This is a genomic window from Lysinibacillus sp. NPDC097195 (assembly GCF_044762075.1).
Classification (GTDB): Bacteria; Bacillota; Bacilli; order Bacillales_A; family Planococcaceae; genus Lysinibacillus.
Genome location: NZ_JBIWDP010000001.1, coordinates 1,739,256 through 1,758,523 on the forward strand (window position 1 = coordinate 1,739,256; position 19,268 = coordinate 1,758,523).

The window sequence follows — 19,268 nt, forward strand, 5'->3', positions numbered from 1 at the left end:
TCCTTGCGCCATTTCCAACCTAAATTGTGTGAGAATTGTGTGAGTGACTGGCACTCACACAAAAATCCACGTCGCTTGCTGTGGGAACAATGGCAGTTCCCTAAAAAGCTTCGTGGATTTTCATCGTAAATTTTCAGAATTGTTTCGGAATTGTGTGAGTGACAGGCACCTTTTAATATACGGTTGCTTCGGGTTCGTAGGCAATCATTTCTTTTATTGTATTGCCTTCTCCCATTATCGCTACTGTCGGTTTATGCTCTTGTGCCTCCGCATTATCTACATAAACATAGGAAATAATGATGACGATATCTCCTCGTTGTACAAGACGTGCTGCTGCTCCATTAACACAAATAACGCCTGACCCACGCTCACCTGCAATAATATACGTTTCAAAGCGTGCACCATTATTATTATTGACGATATGCACTTTTTCATTTGGCAGCATACCAACTGCATCTAAAATATCTTCATCGATTGTGATCGATCCTACATAATTTAAATCCGCTTCCGTGACAGTGGCGCGGTGGATTTTGCTATTCATCATCATTCGTAACATGTTATTTTCCTTCTTTCACATTAAAGATACAATTATCAATTAACCGTGTTTGCCCGATATAGACGGCTGCTGCCAAAAGAACTTGCTCCGTATTCGCTGTTACTGGCAGTAAGTCTGGGTAAGCCAATAATTCAATATAATCAATTTTGCCATGTGTTCGTGCTGTAATATGAGCCTTTGCTTTTGCCAGCGCACTATTTACATCCCCATTGGCTAAAAAACTGTCGCGAGCAAGTTGCAAAGCTTCATATATCGCCGGTGCTTCCCTACGATCTGCCTCGCTCAAGTAGACATTGCGCGAAGATTTCGCTAAGCCATCTTCCTCACGCACAATCGGCACGATTCGCAGTTCTAACGGGAAATGATAGTCCCGTACCATCGTCGCAATCAGTGCCGCTTGCTGCGCATCTTTTTGCCCGAAATACGCACGGCTTGGCTGTGTTAAATGGAATAAAATCGCTACAACTTGTAAAACACCATCAAAATGCCCTGGACGGCTTGCTCCGCATAGCAATGTAGCTTGCTCTCCTGCTCGAATACGAATACCACCATCATGCGGATAAATCTCTTCAACACTCGGTGCAAAGACTATATCGACATCTACCGATGCAGCCAGAGATGTATCGCGTGCTAAATCACGAGGGTAACTCTCAAAGTCCTCGTTTGGCCCAAATTGCGTCGGGTTAACAAAAATACTCATCACCACTAGGTCATTTTCTGCTCGAGCTTGGGATGCTAATGTTAAATGTCCTTCATGCAAATAGCCCATCGTTGGCACTAAACCAATTGTTTTTTGTGCTCGCTTAGCCGCTTGAATTTCTGCAGTGAGTGCTGGGATTGTTGTAATGACTTTCATTTATTTAACGCCTCCGTATAACTGGTCCAGCGCTTCATCTTTCATTGTAAACGAGTGGTTTAACGCCGGGAATGTACCATCCTTCACGGCATTTACAAAATTAGCAATACCACTGCTTGCTTCACTACCCATATCGGCAAAACGTTCCACAAATTTTGGTACATGATGTGAACCATAGCTCAGCATGTCATGGTAAACTAACACTTGTCCATCTGCTTCTATTCCAGCTCCAATGCCAACTGTCGGAATCATTAAAGCAGCCGATACTAATGCTGTTAGCTGGTGTGGAATGCATTCTAATACAACTGCACAAGCGCCAGCAGCTTCACACTGTTTAGCATCTTCAATCAGTTGTTTAGCCTGCTCAGCCGTTTTCCCTTGTACCTTGTAGCCACCAAGTACTCCAGCTAATTGCGGTTGTAAGCCTAAGTGCGCAACAACTGGAATACCAGCAGCTGTTAATTTACGAATAACCGGTAGTACTTCCCCTGCCCCCTCTACTTTAAGCGCATCAGCACCCGTTTCCTGCATCATCGATACTGCTGTTTTTAACGTGTCGTTAATATCACCTTGGTAAGAGCCAAATGGCATATCGACGATAACAAACGTATTTTTTGCTCCACGACGTACAGCTTTGGCGTGATGTACCATATCCGCTACTGTCACGGGCATTGTTGAAGTATAGCCTAATACAACCATCCCTAACGAATCTCCAACAAGAATCATATCGACGCCTGCTTCCTCCGCGAATGTTGCCGAAGGGTAATCGTAGGCCGTTAGCATAACGATCTTTTCTCCAGCTGCTTTCATTTTTAAAAAATCTGATGTGGTCTTCATTGTGTAGTCCTCCTTTTTTAAAGAAAGAAAACAAAAAGACCTTTCTATTCCTAAAATTGGACAGAAAGGTCATGTGTTCGTTCAATAGCATTTTACCTCATTATTTATGAGGAATAACTTTATTTACGCAGATAAAAACCAGCCGTTATCGTTATACTTACGGTTTAGTCTTTTCCTGTAAATCAAGTTATCTTTGAACGCATCGTTTTCTTCCGTCCCTGTCTATAAAAGATCAAGGCAGATATATTGTGATTTGTTTAACGCTTTTGAAGGTGCCGTTCACTAAGGATACTGCCCTTCAGCATTACTATAACAGATTCCTATGTATCTTCAACTATTTTTTCTATCAACAACCCCATCTATGTACTATAAATGGATTTTTGATTATTTTTTCATAAAAATTGACAATACCATACTATACGTCATATACTATCCATATACTATACAACATATAATATAAAACCTTGTATAGGTAATTGAATGTGAGGTGGAAACATGACATTTCAGCTTGGCTCCGCATTACTTGATGCTTGTGTACTCGCAATTGTAGATAAGGAGGATGCATACGGCTACTCGTTAACACAGCAAGTTCAATCTGTGATGGATATATCCGAATCAACGCTGTATCCAGTTTTACGCCGTTTACAAAAAGCAAACTACCTAACAACCTACGACCAGCCCTATCAAGGGAGAAATCGACGCTATTATCAAATAACCGAACAAGGACGTGTACGCTTGCTAGAGCTATTACAGGAATGGCAAATGTATAAGCAAAAAGTTGACTGTGTACTTTTAGGAGGGAATATAGATGGATAGAGCAGGCTATATAAAAAAGCTACGAGGGAAATTACGGCGTCTGCCAGCGCATGAGTTAAATGAAGCACTTGTCTATTACGAAGAATATTTTGATGAAGCAGGCCCAGAAAATGAGCAACATGTCATTCAACAACTAGGCTCTCCCTCTGTTGTTGCGTCACAAATAATGGCAGATTTCGCTATAAAGGATTTAGAAAGTACAACCGATTCTACAAAGAAAAATATGACCGCTATTTGGCTTATTATACTGGCTATTTTGTCGGCACCCCTTTCTTTACCATTACTTGCGGTTGCTGTGGCACTCATTATTTCGGTTGGAGCGGTTATTTTTAGTTTTGTAGTTGCGATTGTGGCAACAGTAGTGAGTATCTTTTTAGGTGGTGTTGCCGCACTTATTGGTGGTATTTTCGTCTTAACAGAGCACTGGCCAACTGCATTGCTTTTCATGGGCATAGGTTTAGTCGTAACCGGTTTTGGTGCCTTACTCTTCCCTGTCGTTGCTCGCTTAATAAAGAAAATAGCAGTTGTTTGCGTGGAAATATTGGCAAATTTATTCCATAAAATCACAAAAAAACATAAGGAGAGATTGTAGATGACTTCTCGTTATAAACTTATTGCTCTTTGTATCATTACTTTAGGTATTTTACTTGCAGTGATCGGTTTTTCCTCTGGTGGAAGATGGACTATTGTACAAGGAGATGACGGCTTTTCTGTTCCTGGAAAAAATGGGCTCGACCATAATACTTATTCGCTGGAAGCATTTACGGATTTGCGTATAGATAATGATTATGGAGATGTTGAAATCATTCAATCAGATAGTTATTCATTAGAAACAAACGTTATGAAAAATACAGACGTAACTTATAGCTTGAACGATGGGACATTGACAGTTGAAACGAAAAGCAAACGAAAATCCGGCATTTCGCTTGGTCTTGGAACGATGACAACACCATCTATCAAAATTACGGTGCCAAAAGATGCAAATTTAACGTCGATTAACATTGACAGTAATTTCGGTGATACCATTCTTAAAGGGCTTCAATACAAGCAATTAAGTCTTACTGGTGACTACGGCGATATTTTACTGAAAAATAGCATTGGCGAGCATACAGAAATTATTCAATCATTCGGTGATTTAACCGTTGCACAGTTGTTAAGTAATGGTTTTGTTGTGGAGAGTGAACATGGAGATATTGACATCGCGGGGACACTAAACGGGCAATCCGACATTACATCTAGCTTTGGAGATACCTCGTTACAATTAGATAATAAAAAAAGTGATGTAGGTTATGAATTAAAAACAAGCTTTGGCGAGGTTACTGTCAATGATGAAGATTACAGTAGCAAAACTTCACAGCTTCATGAAGGAGACAATCAACTCAGCGTTTCTCTATTACATGGAGATTTAGAATTATCTTTAAAATAACGTCAAAAGTGAAAAAGTGTTAGATTGATCACAGTCAATCTAACACTTTTTTGCTGCATTGTTACTTGCCTTTGCACAGCAAGTCTTAACCCGCTGCTTCGTTCTAACAGGCGTTACCATCAAAGGTCTTGGTGGATTTATAAAATTTTAATGTCACCAGAATAAATTGTCCGTATCGTTCCATCGCTTTGTGTAAGTTGAAGGACACCTTCATTTGTAATACCACTTGCAATACCTTCAAACCGTTCTCGTATTGTCGTCACCTCGATACGTTGTCCAATTGTACAGGACATTTGCTCCCATAGCTCTTTCATACTAGCGAAGCCTTCTTTAACAAATAGTTCAGTAAACTGCTCTAAATATTGTAATATCGATGCGACAAGCGCAGCACGGTTAATTTCCTCTCCTGCAGCTATACGTAGCGAAGTTGCAATATTGGCGATGTCAGGGGAAAAGTCATCCTCTAGCTGGTTGGCATTAATGCCAATGCCAACCAGTAGTGCTTGTACAACATCTGCCTCCGCCTGCATTTCTGTTAAAATGCCGGTGCATTTTTTGCCGTTAATCAGTAAATCATTTGGCCATTTAATTGCCGGTTCTACATGGGGATATAATGTTTTAATCGCCATTGTAACGGCCACAGCTACGACAAGCGTAAATGAGGATGCTTGTTGTGGTGATACGTCCGGTCGTAAAATAATGGTCATCCAAATACCTGAACCTTTTGCCGATTCCCATGGTCTTGACATGCGACCACGGCCTGACGTTTGCTCTTCGCCAATTACAATTGTTCCATCAGGGGCACCTTCTTGTGCGAGCTTATGCGCAATTGTTTGGGTAGAGTCTACCACATCATAATAGTGAACTTCCCGCCCAAAACGTTCTGTATTTAGGAATAACTCTAGCTGTGTTGGACTTAGGCTATTCGGTACACCTGTCAACACATAGCCTTTTTTCTTGACTGTTTCAAATGTATATCCTTCCTCCTGTAATGTCTGCATATGTTTCCAGATTGCTGTTCGCGACACCCCTAGCGAATCTGCCAAGTCCTGACCTGAAACCGCTTCTCCGTTAGCTGCTAATAACCGTTTTAAAATTTCATCCTTCATGGACATACTCATACTCAAACCAATCCTTTAGTATTTTTTATTCATCACAATTGATTTATAAACCTAGCTAAACGATTCTTCATCTAACAATCGTGTCATTTTAAATCAATATCTATCGTTATTATCTCCTATGAAATGCCTATAGAGTTTGCCATTCACGTTTTAAAATACTGTATAAAAGAGAATCTCGCCAGCCATCTTTTACTAGCAAAGCTTCACGTAACCTACCTTCGTTAGTCATGCCGATTTTTTCTAACACTTTCACTGAGCCTACATTTCTTGGATCACAAGTAGCAAAAATACGATGCAAATGTAATGTACGAAATCCAAATTCAATTAGCATTTTGGAAACTTCGGTTGCGTATCCCTTTGCCCAATAATCAGGATGAACAATATATCCTATTTCCCCTTGATGATTTCCAAAATCTCGAATATTTATTTCTCCAGCTCCGATTAATCGTTCCTTTTCCATAACAGCAAAAACAAAGCGGCTTCTTGGATTTTTCATAGCGTCCACTAGTACTTGCTTTACAAATTCTTGTGATTCTTTCTCAGAATTCGGACCCCAAGGTTGAAATTGACAAACAATTGGTTGTGAAGCATATGCATGTACCTCTTCCCAGTCTTGTTCTTTCATTTCCCTCAGTATGATTCTGTCACCCTTTAAATGGTTATTCATCCAGATCCCCCTCAGAAGTATGTATTTGAACTTTGTACTATTTTTACAAAAAACACTTACAAAAAGATAAAGCAAGTGACTTTTTAATGACGTATTTCAATGGTCACTTTTGTCACTTGCTGTATTATCAATTATTCATCCATCATAGAATAGTTTCGTTCAAACCAATTTTTTATTTGGCTTTGCTCATTTGCTAGCTCCCCGTTGACAACAGCTGTTAAAATCTTATGCAAAGCGTCCTTTAACCATGGCCCCTTTTTTTGACCAGACCATTGTAGTAAGTCCAAGCCATTGACATTTAGTTCTTGACGCTGTTGTAATGGCAGTCTTGCCTTTGCTTCGCAAATGTTCTGTTGCGGTATGTCAAATGGTTGTTTCAACTGAGCAAAGAAGTGTGCTGTTTCAAGCTCCGCAAGTGAATACGTAAAATAATCCATATTTGTCCAGCCATTTTGAAACGCCTGGTACGCACTTAAAACAGCTTTCACAAACGCCATTTCCTTATTCGATAAACGATAGGTGCGCAATACTTCCTGCCATTGCTCCCCCTGCAACAGTGCAAAAAATGCCCAGCCTGCAACTGGATTTTGAACAGTAAAGCCACGCCAATGTTCAGCTAGAAAATCTCCTTGCAAAGAGTCTATTAGTCCACTTTCCTCAAGCTTCTTCAAGCCGTTATAAACATCTTTTCCTATCCATAGCTTATCAAGTTCCGCTTTAATGCGCTCTTTAGCTACCCAAGCAATATCCGCGGCCTTTTGCTGTATTGCCTGTAATGTCAGCTCTTCGATTGTAAAGCTCAGCTGTGCTGAAAAACGGACAGCTCTTAGCATGCGCAGTGCATCCTCTGCAAAACGCACCTTTGCCTCACCGACTGCTCGTATTACACCTGCTTCAATATCTTTGCGCCCGTCATAATAATCTATATAGGAGCCGTCACGACGCATTGCGATAGCATTCATCGTAAAGTCTCGGCGTTGTAAATCTTGCTGGAGAGAACGCACAAAATGAACTTCTTCTGGTCTTCGATGATCGGTATATTCACCATCTGTGCGGTAAGTCGTTACTTCAACTGGTCCAGCCGGCACAATCACAAGTACTGTACCATGTTGAATACCAATATCAACCGTACGCTCAAAAACCGCTTTTACTTCTTGTGGCAATGCATTTGTCGCGACGTCTACATCATGTGCAGGGCGATTTAATATCGCATCTCTTACTGCACCACCTACGACAACTGCCTCAAAGCCAGCCTGCTCTAGTTGTTCAATAACTGAGAAAGCTGCTTGCCATTCTTTATTGTTTTGCATGATTTTTTTCCGCTACCTTTTCATACAGCTGTTCATATTGCTCGACAATTTTAGATGAATGGAATTTTTCACTTACAGCTCGCATTGCCGCTTCGCGGAAACTCTGTAATTTATCTTCATCGTTCAATAATTGAATAGCATAGTCCGCTACAGCATCCGTATCGCCTAATTCCACTAAATAGCCATCTACACCATGTTCAATGACTTCTGGTATTCCACCAACCGTTGATCCGATACATGGCACACCACAAGCCATTGCTTCTAACAATACAAGTCCAAAAGATTCCTGTTGCGATAGTAAAAGTTTCAAGTCACTAATCGCATACAATTCAGCTAAATTTTCTTGTTTGCCTAAAAATAGAACGTCCTTCATATAAGGACTACACTTAACTTGATCCATCACTCGATGCTTTTCAGGTCCATCCCCTACTAACAATAGCTTCGCTTTCATATTTCCTCGAATTTTCATAAATGCTTCGACAATATGAGGGAGGTTTTTAATTTTACGGAAGTTTGAAACATGAATAATTACTTTTTCATCTTCTTGAATGCCAAACTGTTCCTTTAAATTACCGGGATCTAAAGGACGATATTCACGCTCATCCACGAAGTTATAAATTGTTTCAATTGGCTTTTCTGTATCAATTAATTCGTAAGTTTGTTCTTTTAAAGACTCTGATACGGCTGTGACAATGTCGGATTTATTAATCCCGTATTTGATTGCTTGCGAAAGTGTTGAATCCTGCCCAAGCACGGAAATGTCAGTTCCGTGCAGTGTTGTCACAATGCCAATATTCTGCCCACTCATTTCTCGGGCTAGCACCGCACATACGGCATGTGGGATGGCGTAATGTACATGTAGCACGTCTAACCCTTCATCTTTAATCACGTCCGCCATTTTACTCGCTAATGCAATATCATATGGCGAATACTGAAATACTGAATAATTGTTCACTTCTACTTCATGGAAAAAGACGGTCGGATAAATTTTATTCAATCGAAATGGTACGCTTGAGGTGATGAAATGAATTTCATGCCCTCTCTCTGCAAGCATTTTTCCTAATTCTGTTGCAATCACACCAGAGCCTCCAACTGTTGGATAACAGGTAATGCCGATTTTTAGCTTTCTCATTCGATGATCATCCTTTCTTAAATCACGTCTTTTAGTTTCGTCGTTCTTGAATCAGTCTCCAATCCACAAAGCCCTCTTGTAGGCCCTTTAGTAATATTTCTGCAGTACCCATATTTGTTGCCAGTGGCACTTGGTAAACATCACAAAGACGGATAAGTGCAGAAACATCTGGCTCATGTGGTTGTGCTGTTAATGGATCACGGAAGAAAATGACCATGTCCATATCATTATTAGCGATCATTGCGCCAATTTGTTGGTCTCCGCCAAGTGGGCCTGAGCGGAAACGAGTAACTTCTAGTCCTGTTGCTTCTATAACACGTTGTCCTGTTGTACCTGTAGCATAGAGCGTATGCTCGTTTAAAATATCACGATAAGCGATAGCAAACTGTACTAAATTATCTTTTTTACGATCATGTGCAATAAGTGCTATTTTCATAAATATTCCATCCGTTCTTTAGATGATGTTTTCTAACCCATAAACAAGTTGATCCATTTTCATAACTTCTTCTACACAAAATGCAACACCCGACATAAAGGAATTTCGATTTAATGAGTCATGACGGATTGTTAGCAATTGGCCGTCTCCGCCAAACAATACTTGCTGGTGAGCTACTAGACCAGGTAAGCGAACAGAATGTATACGCATGCCGTCAAAATCAGCCCCTCTTGCTCCTTCAAGTGTTTCTTTTTCCTGTGGATGACCTTGTGTTTTTTGAGCGCGCACCTCTTGAATCAATTGTGCTGTTTTGACCCCAGTACCTGATGGTGCATCTAACTTCTGGTCATGGTGCATTTCAATAATTTCAACATCTGGTAAGTATTTTGCTGCTTCCTTGGCAAATTTCATCATCAGAATTGCCCCAATGGCAAAGTTTGGTGCAATAATGCAGCCTAACTGCTTCTCATTTGCAAGTGCCGATAATTCATCGAGTTGGGCATCAGTAAAACCAGTTGTACCGATAACAGGTCTTACATTTAAATTTAAAGCTTCTTTTGTATGATGGTAAACTGCATGTGGATTCGTTAAGTCGACTAAGACATCAGGTGCCGTTGCTTCAACTAGCTCCTGCATATCTGTAAAGATTGGTGCTGTATAGCTTGCTGGGAACATTTCTAAATCAGCTAATGTAGTGCCAACTTCTTTATAATCTAGTACAGCTACTAACTCCATTTTGGCATGTTTCATCACTGTATGTACAGCTTCTGCTCCCATTTTTCCTCTTGGTCCTGCAATGGCTACACGAATCGACATTATTCCTCTTCCTTTCTTGTCCAGCGATCCTTATCTCTCGTTTCAAATTTATGTATGACACGTAACAGCGCCTCATCTAATTTTATACCTTGAGCATTGGCAAAGCATACTAAAACAAAGAAAAAGTCACCTAATTCTTCTTCAATACTATTCGTCTCTTCGGTACTTTTCTTTTTTTTCTGACCGTAAACGTCCTGTACTTCGCGCGACAATTCTCCAAGCTCCTCCGTTAAACGTGCGAGTAGTTCAAATGGTGGGAAATAGCCTTCCTTAAATTGCCCTATATAATCATCCACACGTTTTTGCAAGGCTTGCATCGTTATTTGTTCTGTCATCCATTATCACACTCCTATTTTACCATCGTATAAAATTTACACCAATGTTGTCAAAAACAATAAAATAACAGATAATAGAATCCACTACTGCATAGTTAGAAACACAGGAGGTCTTATGTTTAAACAAATTAAAATTCGCAATATTATCGCAATCATGCTCGGAGCTGCCATTTATAGCTTTGGTTTTGTTCACTTTAATATGCAAAATCAACTCGGGGAAGGTGGTTTTAGTGGGATTACCCTTATTCTCTATTTTACACTAGGTTGGGACCCCGCATTACTAAATTTACTTTTGAATATTCCAATGTTTATTTTAGGTTGGCGCTTACTTGGCAAAAAGTCTTTTATTTACACATTAATTGGCACAATTTCAGTATCTATTTTCCTAAAAGTTTTTCAGAAATATCAGTTTACAATCCATTTAGAGGATGATTTATTCCTTGTAGCATTGTTTGCCGGTGTTTTCGTTGGACTTGGGCTGGGCATCGTCTTCCGCTTCGGTGGTACAACTGGTGGTGTGGATATATTAGCACGACTCGGGCATAAATATCTAGGCTGGAGTATGGGGAAAACGATGTTTATATTTGATGCCATTGTAATATTACTATCATGGCTAACATTTTTAGATGCACGCTCTATGATGTATACGCTAGTCGCTGTCTTTGTAGGTGCACGCGTCATTGATTTTGTACAGGACGGAGCTTATGCTGGGCGTGGAGCTCTGATTATTTCAGAGAAATCGAGTGCCATTGCAGATATGATATCATTGCGCATGGAACGTGGTGTTACGATTTTAGAAGGCCACGGACACTTTACAAAGCAAGCAAAAGAAGTAATATACTGCGTTGTTGGACGCAATGAGGTCGTGCGTTTAAAGTCGATTATTCATGAGGTCGATCCTCATGCCTTCGTGTCGATTTCTGAAGTTCGAGATGTTGCTGGAGAAGGCTTCACGCTCGATGATCAAAAACAGCCATTGCATTAAGCTTTATAAGACAAAATGAAAGTGTTAGATTGACCGCCGTCATTCTAACACTTTTTTGCTGCGACGTTGTTGTCCATTTCGGCGCTACTTGCCGCACAGCATCGTAAATCACAAAGATCACCGCCACTGCTAGCAAATGCCTGCCTGGCACCCGTTGGCGAAAAAAAACTTGTTATAGTGGAAAATCCACTATAACAAGTTTCTCTTAGTCGTCATTACGCATATTTGTAAAGATTAAAATTAATCGTAATAATTCTAAAACAGCTACTGCAGCAGCAGCTACATAAGTTAACGCAGCGGCACTTAACACTTTGCGCGCTGGACGTTCCTCTTCGTTTGTAATAATACCAAGTGAATTCATTTGCACAAGCGCACGCTTCGATGCGTCGAACTCAACCGGTAATGTTACTAATTGGAATACTACACCTGCTGCTAATAACACGATACCTAGTAATAACATATTTGATAAACCAGAGAATAATCCGATCATTACGAAAAACCACGATGCGTTTGATGAAATATTCGCAACTGGTACAAGCTTACTACGTAAAGTTAGCATAGAATAAGCTTCTTTATGCTGAATAGCATGACCTACTTCGTGGGCAGCAACAGCAGCACCTGCAACGCTTGCCTCATAGAAGTTACTTTCAGATAATGCGACCGTCTTTGTCGCAGGGTTGTAGTGATCAGATAACACGCCTTGTGTTGGTACAACTCGTACATCGTACAAGCCGTTCGCATCTAAGATCGCCCTTGCTACCTCAGCACCAGTTTGTCCCTTCATGGTACGTTCCTTTGCAAATTTATTATACGTACCCTTTACTTTCATCTGTGCGTACAATGGCAGTAGCATAATAATCGCAAAATAAACAATATACATGCCTGTTGACAATTTCCTAACCCCTTTCTAACTCGATACTATAATTTTATAGATATTTCTTTAATTGGGCAAATATTTGCGCCACCTAATTGAGAAAATTGCGATAAAAATACAAGCAATTGATAACCAGAAAGTGAAATAACCAATGGCACTTGTATAATCTGCTAAATCACGATACATTGGCATTTGACCAAAAACATAGTCTATGACATCGTTGTGCAATGTCCAAACCGCTGCAACGGCAATATGCCAATAAGAAAATACATATTTGCCGATGTAAAGAACACCTTGGAGTGCCATAGCAAAATGCGAGCCAATCAGCATCCAGCCTTGCCAGCCAATGGAGCCCGTTTCAACTAATGTCCAAAGATTCATCACATCTGCCCAAATACCGTATTTAACTAATGTGACAAGTGCTAACACTTCCATCAACGGCCATCTTTTCCCTATAATCCATGCAAACAGCACAAAACAGAAAAACAAACTAGCGGTTGGACTATCCGGTACAAAAATATAGAAAATCGGCTTTGTCATTGCTAATTGCCAACCGTACCAATAATAGCCGTAGATCGTCCCTAATATGTTGATAAGGAGCAATACTATTAAAAATGTTTTGTGCGTAAGGAGAAACCAAATATTTGCACGTGTTAGTTGCATGAAAAAAACTCCTTTTACCATCCGTCTTTACTAAGATGTCTTTTCCTTTTATTTTTATGTATGGATTGACGTCTAAACATCCAAGGTCTTCCTCTATGATACAACAAGATTCAAGACTTGCAAATTTAGTTTCCGTGCAAATACTTCATTCATTTTTCATTAAGTATATCGTAAATAGTCACTTAATTTTAATAGAAGCTAGAAAAAAAGAGTCAGTTTCCCGACTCTTTTTAAAATTATTCAGCTTTTAAACTTTCGATAAATTCCGCAAGCTTTTGAAGATCTTCATCAGATCCTGTCCATAAACCTGCTGGCATTTTACCGCTTGGTGAACCATTATGTGCAATGTCTTTAATTTCATCAGCTGTTAAGCCTGTATTCATCAGTGTTGGCGCACCAGCACCACCTTCTAAGCCTTCACCATGACATGTAATACATGCAGAGCCAGCATAGATTTGGTAACCTTCTGAGCCTTTATCAAACTCTACAGTTTCCACGATAGCACCTTGAATTTTTTGAGCTTCCCAGTCATGATTGACAACTGACTCCCAAGTTAAATAGAACATAGCAGCCAATGTTAATAACATAAACGCTGTTGGTAATGGGCGTTTAGACGGACGGCGTTCTGGACTCTTATCTAAAAATGGCATTAATAATAGCGCTCCAAATGCTAGACCTGGAATGACAATTGCTCCGATAATATTATATGGACCGGAAGCAAAAGAGTATTTTAAGAGTTGGTACATGAATAAGAAGTACCAGTCCGGTAATGGCGTGTATGCTCTTGTTGGATCAGCTGGCCCTTCAAGTGGAGATGGGTGAGCGACTGTTAACAATAAATAAGCGATTAAGAAAACAGCACCTACCATCCATTCTTTTAATAAGAAGTTCGGCCAGAAAGCTTCAGTTTTACCTGGATATTCGGAATAATCCTTTGGAACGTTCGGCATTCTGTGATTCGCTTTGATACGAGAATCGCCGACAAATTTCATTCCTTTTCCGCGATGCATAGTGTCCCCTCCTTTAAAAAATCATCGAACCGTCAAGAATTATTACAACGGCCCTGAAATTCCTTGACGACGAATCATGATAAAGTGTGCTGCAAGTAACCCAAACAATACTGCAGGCAAGAAGAATACATGAATCGCAAAGAATCGTGTTAACGTTTGAGCACCAAGAATAGTACTATCACCCGCTAATAATACTTTAATCATCGAACCGATAAATGGTACAGATGCAGCAATTTCGATACCTACTTTTGTAGCGAATAATGCTTTCATATCCCATGGTAATAAGTATCCTGTGAAACCAAGACCCATCATTACACCAAAAATACCTACACCAACCATCCAGTTTAATTCACGAGGTTTCTTATAAGAGCCTGTGAAGAATACACGAAGCGTATGTAAGAACATCATTACAATTACTAATGAAGCTCCCCAGTGGTGCATACCGCGTACGATTTCACCAAATGCTACTTCGTTTTGTAAATAATAAACTGATTTCCAAGCATTCACGACGTCTGGTACATAGTACATTGTTAAGAACATACCAGATAGAATTTGAATTACTGTGATGAAAAATGTTAATCCACCGAAGCAGTAAACGAATGCTGAAAAATGGTGTGCAGGGTTCACGTGCTCTGGCACTTCGTGGTCGGCAATATCACGCCAAATCGGTGTAATATCTAATCGTTCATCGACCCAATCATAAATTTTATTTAGCACTGAATTCGTACCCCCTTACAAATTAAACTAGAGTATTTGCTCTTGCTGGACCAATCATTAAATAACCATCTTTTTCTTGTACTTCAAATTCATCCAACGGACCTAGAGGTGGTGTACCTGCAATGTTTGCCCCGTTTTTCTCGTAACGCCCTGCATGACAAGGACAGAAGAATTGATTTGGGTGTGCTGAATCGCCATTCCAGTCCACCATACATCCTAAATGCTTACAAACAGGTGATAGCGCAATGATTTTGTCGCCTTCTTTGTAAACCCAAGCTACATTCGTAACATTAGATTTGTACCAAGCGTCAACTTGTTCATAAGTGAAGTCAACTTTAACTGGCTCTGTCGTAAGGTCAGCGACTTTATGTTCGGTTTTGATAAAATCTCCACCCTCATGCTTTTGTAAAACTGGGTCAATTGCAAAACGAACCATTGGCATCAACATACCTGCCGCCATAAATCCGCCAACACCAGTTAGTGTGTAGCTTAAAAATTGACGACGTGAAACTCGATTGTTACTCATCCTTTTCCCCCCTCTAACTTTAAAGGTCAGTCCAACGGACATACTTTTACAAATAGTAATACTAGGACATATCTATGATATATCAACTCCATAGCTTGGTCAATATAGCATTCTGTGGAAAACTGGAGAATGTGAACATTTATTGAAACAAATTGTTAATTCTGTGACCATTTGGTCGAAAATACAGGTATTACTTGACGCAACTGATCTTCGAGAATGGTATTTTTCACGCTCTTATCCATGGATTCTAATGGAATAGCCGGTAACCAAATAATATTTACAACATCTCCAATATTTGTCCAAAAATGGTCACAAGTAATGAAGAACACATGCTTAAAACCAGCAGTATGTAATTGACTTTCTAATTGCGCTGGCAATTCTTCACTTCTCAACGTCGTACTATACGAAAATGGTGGCATAACTAGCAAACGGCCTTTAAACTGTTGTTCAATAAAAGCTGTAAGCGATAGTAAAAAATCTGCTTCTGCACCACTTTGCTTCAATTTTTCCGCAGTAAAATCGATACCTACGAGTGGTATTATGGCCGTATCGATAAAATCTTTCTGTGCAAGGAACGATGTCACATCATTTGCATTAAAATACATCCAATAACCCCCCTACTGTTAGAAATATAAAAATGCCCTTTTCCACCCTTTAATAGGATAACCAATAAAAAGTGAAAACAATCATTCACTAGTCATGTTACCATATTGAGGTGGGTAAAGGGCATTCAAATTTTGCTTATTGAATCTAAGATCACTGTAAATTGGCAGTTTCTTTTAAAATTTGTAACAAATTAGACAATTCGTAAAATCGTTCTTCATCGCCTTTATCGAGGGCTTCATCAATTTGTGCGAGCAATTTTTCTTCTTGGAATACGAGTAAACTATTAGAAAGCAATTCTTCTGCCAACAAACGATCCTTTTCACTTACTATTAGCGTTTCTGGCATATAAGGGTTTTCTTCGAGAACTGCTAAGTATTGTGCACTTGGCGGTATATTCGGGAAGTTCAATTGTATATACATATCTTCTTGCTCATGTAAACGTAAGTCATGGAAAGATTTCTCAGCATCGGCTGTCATCACATTGCCTTTGTAAAAACGAAATGGTACACCTGTTGAGTCAACTGTAGACATCACCATTGCTCTAGGACAATAGTGTGCTTCTTCTACAAAGCGTATTCTTTTTAATAACTCATCATTACTTAATAAGTAATTTAAAATCCATACACACTCACGACGTTTTAATTGGTAATTTTTCAAAAACCAGCGAACAAATGCTTTTTTATCGACAACTGATACAGAAGCAGTCATACCCACTCCCTCCTTTACTCTAATTCTAAGCCTTCTAACATTTCTTGCCATTGTGGTTCCCCTGGCTGAAGCTTGATTAAATGACCAAGTACCTCTTTCACTTCTGAACGCTTGCCTTCTTCTAATAAGAAATAAACATATTTTTCTAAAAATGCTGCGTCTTCCTTAAAATCAGTATATGCCAAACGGTAAAATTCGTATGCACGGTCGTACAATTCTAAATTAGCATATGCTTCGGCTGCATAAGGGTATAATGTATTCCATTCAAAATCATTTTTTTGTAATGTCTCAAATAATTCAACGACATCCTCATAGCGCTCTTGTTGTGTAAAGATGGAAATCAGCGTTAACACTGCTTCCATATATTCAGGATCTAATGCAATGGCTTCACGCAAATAATTTTCAGCTTCTTCAGGCATAGCATTTTTTAATGCCATTTTCCCTGCGAATAGGAATAATGATTTATCGTATTCATCGCGCTTTAACCCTTCTTTTATAGCCGCATAAGCTTTTTTATTATCTTCAGTCATGGCATAGCTTTCCGCCAGTAATAAGTAAGCAGAGAAATAATCGGGATCTAATTCTTTTAAGTCCTCTAATTGTTTAATCGCCAATTCATATTTTTGGGACTGAAACGCAGCGTATGCAGCGCCAAATAAAGTATCAGGCTTCACTTCATCTTCAAGTGCTGCTAAATAATAATCTAAAGCTGTTTCATAGGCAGCCCCTGCACGGTATACTTCAGCAAGTCGTTCCACGAGACTGATGCCAGCAAATTGCTCTTGTTGCTCATTCAATTCTTCGTAAAGACGCGCAGCTTCTAAAAATCGTCCTGTTTCAAATAAGAGCTCTGCTTTAGCAAAATGTAATAATGGCTCATCAGGTAAGATCGCTAACGCCTCATTAATGCGTTTCTCAGCTACTTCAAATAGCCCTTGCATTTGGTAATAATCTGCTAGTACAAGTAATGCTTGCGGGTATTCTGGGGCTGTATCTTCGACTGCTAACAACATGTCTAACGCCTCGTCCTCATCACCAAGCTCCATTAACACGTTGGCACGATCAATTTTTAATTGTGCCTCCTCTGGGAATAAAAATTGCAAATGTTCCAGTACACGGTCTGCTTCTTTCATGTAACCATATTGCATAAATACTTCCGCCAGTGCGTAAATTTCCTCAGGTAACTCCTTCATTAAAAAAGTTTCGAGTAGCTGGTCTATTAATACTAAATCCCCTTGCTCAAGTGCTTGCATCATTTCAGTCATCGCATTGTTCACAGTCATTCACCTATTCTTTCTTATATATCTTTATGCTACAAAATATTTTCCCACGAAACAAGAAAAAACTCCCCAAAAGGATTGGAGAGTTCAGCGTATAAACAAAGTCGCAATACTTTAATGCTTATCTACCCGTTTTTTATGTTACTGCTGTTGATTTGCATTTCCGTGCTTGAGCGCACGGGACCCCTATCATTCAAAAGTAGGGGTCTTCACTCACCGTTCCAATCAACTTGCCTCTTTAATAGGTAAATTCTATTAACAAACAGTAGATGCAGGCTACTTTTTCACAGCTTCAATATGTTCGAAAAACGATGGGTAGGAAACAGCGATGCATTCCGCGTCATCTAATGTTACAGCTCCATCTGTTATTAATGCCGCCACAGCACCCATCATACCAATACGGTGATCCCCGTAAGTCTTTAAGCTTGCTCCATGCAATGCCGTTGGTCCTTCGATGATCATACCATCTTCCGTTGCTTCGATATGTGCACCAAGTTTTTTCAATTCATCTACTACAGCAGTAATACGATCTGTCTCTTTAACCTTTAGTTCTTCAGCATCTCGAATAACTGTCTTTCCATGTGCCTGTGTAGCTAGTAGCGCAAGAATCGGAATTTCATCGATTAATCTCGGAATCATCCCACCTTCAATAACTGTTCCTTTTAAAGTTGATGTTTCCATTGTAATTGTGGCTGTTGGTTCAGATTGACCATCTTCATTTGCTACGACAGTCATTGCCGCTCCCATATTGCGAAGCACTTCAATAATACCGTCACGCGTTGGATTGACCCCAACATTTTCTAAGACAATTTTACTATCGCGACAAATTGCACCTGCTACTAAGAAAAAGGCTGCAGAAGAAATATCTCCTGGCACAGATACATGTGTACCTGACAGTGTTTGTCCACCTTCAAAAGTAACAACACCATCTGTTACCGTAATTTTCGCTCCAAATTGACGTAACATACGCTCAGTATGGTCCCGTGACACTTCGGTTTCCCGTACTACTGTTGTACCTTGCGCGCGTAAACCTGCTAGTAAAATAGCTGATTTCACTTGTGCACTTGCAACAGGCATTTGATAGTCTATTGCTTGTAACGTGGTGCCTTGGATAGCAAGTGGTGTATATTGCCCATCGGCACGGCCTGTAATATGAGCCCCCATTTGGCGTAATGGATCAATAACGCGACGCATCGGACGTTTTCCGATAGAGGCATCTCCTGTCATTACGCTATGTACTGTGGAACCTGCTAAAATCCCGAGCATTAAGCGTGTTGTTGTGCCCGAGTTCCCTGTATATAACACTTCGCTCGGTTCTTGCCATGCTTCGATACCTGCGCTTTCGATTGTTACATCTGTTCCGCTTACCTCAATCTTGACACCAAGCTTGCGGAAGCAATCGATTGTGCTTAAGCAATCGTCACCAAGTAAAAAGCCCTCGACCGTTGTTTTCCCTGTTGCGATTGCACCAAACATAACAGAGCGATGTGACACAGATTTATCACCAGGAATTGTTAACTGGCCATGTAAAGATGGTTTATTATATTGTAATACTTTTTCACTCATAATTATCTCTCGCCTCCATATGAAG

23 protein-coding genes are annotated in these 19,268 nt (G+C 39.9%); 4 read left to right on the plus strand and 19 right to left on the minus strand.

Annotated features, from left to right (window positions below; all coding sequences use genetic code 11):
- Positions 1 to 172 precede the first annotated feature (172 nt).
- From panD to panB, 3 genes are read right to left on the minus strand one after another with little or no spacing between them, the layout of a single operon-like run.
- On the minus strand, positions 173 to 556 hold the full coding sequence (gene panD, locus ACIQXI_RS08960; RefSeq protein ID WP_402923618.1) for an aspartate 1-decarboxylase: 384 nt from the start codon (positions 554 to 556) through the stop codon (positions 173 to 175).
- Position 557: 1 nt separating this feature from the next.
- A complete protein-coding gene (gene panC / locus ACIQXI_RS08965; protein WP_402923620.1) occupies positions 558 to 1,412 on the minus strand; it encodes a pantoate--beta-alanine ligase in 855 nt (284 codons plus the stop codon).
- The gene (gene panB, locus ACIQXI_RS08970) at positions 1,413 to 2,249 is read right to left on the minus strand and encodes a 3-methyl-2-oxobutanoate hydroxymethyltransferase (protein WP_402923622.1); all 837 of its coding nucleotides are present in this window, start codon (positions 2,247 to 2,249) and stop codon (positions 1,413 to 1,415) included.
- A 495-nt stretch (positions 2,250 to 2,744) separates the two neighbouring features.
- Between panB and ACIQXI_RS08975 the strand changes: the two genes are divergently transcribed.
- The 3 genes from ACIQXI_RS08975 to ACIQXI_RS08985 are packed head-to-tail and all read left to right on the plus strand — an operon-like array spanning position 2,745 to position 4,491.
- The gene (locus ACIQXI_RS08975; RefSeq protein WP_402923624.1) at positions 2,745 to 3,065 is read left to right on the plus strand and encodes a PadR family transcriptional regulator; all 321 of its coding nucleotides are present in this window, start codon (positions 2,745 to 2,747) and stop codon (positions 3,063 to 3,065) included.
- A complete protein-coding gene (locus tag ACIQXI_RS08980; RefSeq protein ID WP_402923627.1) occupies positions 3,058 to 3,657 on the plus strand; it encodes a DUF1700 domain-containing protein in 600 nt (199 codons plus the stop codon). The genes ACIQXI_RS08975 and ACIQXI_RS08980 overlap by 8 nt, the downstream gene beginning before the upstream one ends.
- A complete protein-coding gene (locus ACIQXI_RS08985; protein WP_402923629.1) occupies positions 3,658 to 4,491 on the plus strand; it encodes a DUF4097 family beta strand repeat-containing protein in 834 nt (277 codons plus the stop codon).
- A gap of 137 nt (positions 4,492 to 4,628) precedes the next feature.
- On the opposite strand, the gene ACIQXI_RS08990 is transcribed toward ACIQXI_RS08985, so the two are convergent.
- From ACIQXI_RS08990 to ACIQXI_RS09020, 7 genes are all read right to left on the minus strand, one after another.
- On the minus strand, positions 4,629 to 5,612 hold the full coding sequence (locus ACIQXI_RS08990) for a biotin--[acetyl-CoA-carboxylase] ligase (protein ID WP_402923631.1): 984 nt from the start codon (positions 5,610 to 5,612) through the stop codon (positions 4,629 to 4,631).
- A gap of 127 nt (positions 5,613 to 5,739) precedes the next feature.
- Positions 5,740 to 6,279, minus strand: a complete 540-nt coding sequence (locus ACIQXI_RS08995; RefSeq protein ID WP_402923634.1) for a GNAT family N-acetyltransferase — start codon at positions 6,277 to 6,279, stop codon at positions 5,740 to 5,742.
- Positions 6,280 to 6,410: 131 nt separating this feature from the next.
- On the minus strand, positions 6,411 to 7,589 hold the full coding sequence (locus tag ACIQXI_RS09000) for a CCA tRNA nucleotidyltransferase (RefSeq protein ID WP_402923636.1): 1,179 nt from the start codon (positions 7,587 to 7,589) through the stop codon (positions 6,411 to 6,413).
- Positions 7,576 to 8,721 carry an N-acetyl-alpha-D-glucosaminyl L-malate synthase BshA gene (gene bshA / locus ACIQXI_RS09005; protein ID WP_402923638.1) on the minus strand — a complete coding sequence of 382 codons (1,146 nt, stop codon included), beginning with the start codon at positions 8,719 to 8,721 and terminating at the stop codon, positions 7,576 to 7,578. The genes ACIQXI_RS09000 and bshA overlap by 14 nt, the downstream gene beginning before the upstream one ends.
- 31 nt (positions 8,722 to 8,752) lie before the next feature.
- The gene (gene mgsA / locus ACIQXI_RS09010; protein ID WP_402923641.1) at positions 8,753 to 9,157 is read right to left on the minus strand and encodes a methylglyoxal synthase; all 405 of its coding nucleotides are present in this window, start codon (positions 9,155 to 9,157) and stop codon (positions 8,753 to 8,755) included.
- An 18-nt stretch (positions 9,158 to 9,175) separates the two neighbouring features.
- On the minus strand, positions 9,176 to 9,973 hold the full coding sequence (gene dapB, locus ACIQXI_RS09015; RefSeq protein WP_402923644.1) for a 4-hydroxy-tetrahydrodipicolinate reductase: 798 nt from the start codon (positions 9,971 to 9,973) through the stop codon (positions 9,176 to 9,178).
- The gene (locus tag ACIQXI_RS09020; RefSeq protein ID WP_024364257.1) at positions 9,973 to 10,308 is read right to left on the minus strand and encodes a nucleotide pyrophosphohydrolase; all 336 of its coding nucleotides are present in this window, start codon (positions 10,306 to 10,308) and stop codon (positions 9,973 to 9,975) included. Before ACIQXI_RS09020 ends, dapB begins: the two co-directional genes overlap by 1 nt.
- A 115-nt stretch (positions 10,309 to 10,423) precedes the next feature.
- Between ACIQXI_RS09020 and ACIQXI_RS09025 the strand changes: the two genes are divergently transcribed.
- Complete coding sequence (locus tag ACIQXI_RS09025) at positions 10,424 to 11,293, plus strand: YitT family protein (protein WP_402923646.1); 870 nt, start codon at positions 10,424 to 10,426, stop codon at positions 11,291 to 11,293.
- A 205-nt stretch (positions 11,294 to 11,498) separates the two neighbouring features.
- Here ACIQXI_RS09025 and ACIQXI_RS09030 read toward each other — a convergent pair whose 3' ends face one another.
- The 9 genes from ACIQXI_RS09030 to aroA all read right to left on the minus strand — a co-directional run bounded on the left by ACIQXI_RS09030 (position 11,499) and on the right by aroA (position 19,243).
- Entirely contained in the window at positions 11,499 to 12,173 is a 675-nt protein-coding gene (locus tag ACIQXI_RS09030) for a zinc metallopeptidase (RefSeq protein WP_483869716.1), read from the minus strand.
- A 60-nt stretch (positions 12,174 to 12,233) separates the two neighbouring features.
- Positions 12,234 to 12,830, minus strand: a complete 597-nt coding sequence (gene lhaT, locus ACIQXI_RS09035; protein ID WP_402923650.1) for a lipoprotein heptaprenylglyceryl N-acetyltransferase LhaT — start codon at positions 12,828 to 12,830, stop codon at positions 12,234 to 12,236.
- 236 nt (positions 12,831 to 13,066) lie between these two features.
- Positions 13,067 to 13,840 carry a menaquinol-cytochrome c reductase cytochrome b/c subunit gene (locus tag ACIQXI_RS09040; protein WP_402923652.1) on the minus strand — a complete coding sequence of 258 codons (774 nt, stop codon included), beginning with the start codon at positions 13,838 to 13,840 and terminating at the stop codon, positions 13,067 to 13,069.
- 42 nt (positions 13,841 to 13,882) lie between these two features.
- Positions 13,883 to 14,557 carry a menaquinol-cytochrome c reductase cytochrome b subunit gene (gene qcrB, locus ACIQXI_RS09045; RefSeq protein ID WP_024364262.1) on the minus strand — a complete coding sequence of 225 codons (675 nt, stop codon included), beginning with the start codon at positions 14,555 to 14,557 and terminating at the stop codon, positions 13,883 to 13,885.
- 22 nt (positions 14,558 to 14,579) lie between these two features.
- Positions 14,580 to 15,083, minus strand: coding sequence for a QcrA and Rieske domain-containing protein (locus ACIQXI_RS09050; protein ID WP_402923653.1), 504 nt, complete (start codon positions 15,081 to 15,083; stop codon positions 14,580 to 14,582).
- Positions 15,084 to 15,238: 155 nt separating this feature from the next.
- A complete protein-coding gene (locus ACIQXI_RS09055; RefSeq protein WP_402923655.1) occupies positions 15,239 to 15,688 on the minus strand; it encodes a DUF2487 family protein in 450 nt (149 codons plus the stop codon).
- Between the two features lie 151 nt (positions 15,689 to 15,839).
- On the minus strand, positions 15,840 to 16,397 hold the full coding sequence (locus ACIQXI_RS09060; protein ID WP_402923656.1) for a ReoY family proteolytic degradation factor: 558 nt from the start codon (positions 16,395 to 16,397) through the stop codon (positions 15,840 to 15,842).
- Between the two features lie 14 nt (positions 16,398 to 16,411).
- Complete coding sequence (locus ACIQXI_RS09065) at positions 16,412 to 17,680, minus strand: tetratricopeptide repeat protein (RefSeq protein ID WP_402923658.1); 1,269 nt, start codon at positions 17,678 to 17,680, stop codon at positions 16,412 to 16,414.
- 273 nt (positions 17,681 to 17,953) lie between these two features.
- Positions 17,954 to 19,243, minus strand: coding sequence for a 3-phosphoshikimate 1-carboxyvinyltransferase (gene aroA, locus ACIQXI_RS09070; protein ID WP_402923660.1), 1,290 nt, complete (start codon positions 19,241 to 19,243; stop codon positions 17,954 to 17,956).
- Between the last annotated feature and the right edge of the window lie 25 nt (positions 19,244 to 19,268).